Source organism: Xanthobacter aminoxidans (genome assembly GCF_023571765.1).
GTDB classification, from domain to species: domain Bacteria; phylum Pseudomonadota; class Alphaproteobacteria; order Rhizobiales; family Xanthobacteraceae; genus Xanthobacter; species Xanthobacter aminoxidans.
Genome location: NZ_JAMJXC010000055.1, coordinates 1 through 1,352, shown reverse-complemented (window position 1 = coordinate 1,352; position 1,352 = coordinate 1). Strand labels below are relative to the sequence as shown.

1 protein-coding gene is annotated in these 1,352 nt (G+C 66.2%); it reads right to left on the bottom strand.

Features of this window, described 5'->3' with window-relative positions:
- On the bottom strand, window positions 1-1,352 hold a 1,352-nt coding region (locus tag EJ105_RS27565), incomplete at both ends, for a hypothetical protein (protein WP_250168878.1).

Here is a 1,352-nt window from a genome sequence, read left to right as displayed (position 1 = left end):
AGCATGAAGCCAGCGGTGCCATCGGCGAGCGTGCCCGGCACGAGTTCGGCCTCGGCCTCGCCCTGCGGCTGGATTTTTGCGATGGGCGCCGTCCAGGCCAATGTCGAGCCCGGACCGACCTTCCGGCAGTCGCCCGAGGCCGTGAAGGCCGTAAGCATCTGGCGGCGGGCAGGACCCGGCCGCTGCGACAGGATCGCCGCCATCTGCTGTGGCGTGCGGCAGAACAGCGTGACCTCGATGACCCGGCAGGTGCGGCCCTGCTGGCAGTCGTCACCGGCCACAGGTTCCGACTGCGGCGAAGGGAGCGGCGATGCAGGGGCCTGCGGTGTCTGCTGAGGCTGTTGCTCTGGCGCGATGCCCTTGGCCTTCATGAGCCGGCGCTTGACCTCGGCCCGTTCGGTCAATGCTGCGTTCAGCAGCCCTCGGAGCCGAACCCCATCGCTGCCCTTGTCCTCGTATTTCAGGCGGGTTTGGTAGAAGTGGACGGTCCTGTCCAACTCGGTGCGCTGATACTCAAGCCGCTCAATCTCGTCTGCCCGGTCACGTCGAGCACGCTGTAAGGCTTCCTGCGCCTCCTGTTGCCTGCGCTCGGCTTGGCGGGCCTCCTCTTCCGCGCGCGCTCGCTCTTCGCGTGCCTGCTTCTCCTCGGCCTCTTTGCGCGCCGCCCGTTCGGCCAGGGTGGCGGCGGCCTCGTCCTCTGCGGCTGATAGACGGGCGTCATATCTGTCTATGCCGGCGGGGTCGGACTTCGCTGCGAGCAGGAGGCGCCGGATCGATGCGATGGCTCCCGCTGCGTCTTCGAATGCGCCGCCAGAAGCGTCGCTGGGCACTTCGATGCCATGCGCTGCAAGGCGATACAGCTTGGTCATGACGCTGTGAACGCTGAACGCCGCACGTTGCATTCTCGGGTCGGCCATCTCCGATGGGGACACCCATTCACCTGCGAAGCGGGCGAGCATGGACTTTGCGAGGCCCGCGAGTTGGTGGTCCATGGCCATGCTGTCCGTGAATGCCACCTGGAACAGCCTCATCTGGGCGCTACACAGCTCGTCGTTCGATGCCGGCCGGCGCACCAATTCTTCCGGACTTTGCGTCTCCTGTGACTCGGGCGTTCGGTCGATGGCCGTTTGGGCTGGGGTCCGATCTGGAAGAGTTTGGCTGCCGACGAATAGGCCGGCGCACGTCCCGCCTGCAGCCTGCAGGACACGGCTGTCGAAGCCGCTCCCGCCGGTGACGGCCATCGCCCGAAGGCCGGACATGAGCAGATAGTTCTGGACCTCGAACGCGTTCAGGCCGTCCGGCAGGAGATATTTCTGCTCGAAGATGCGGTCCTTGTAGCCGAACTCGACGCC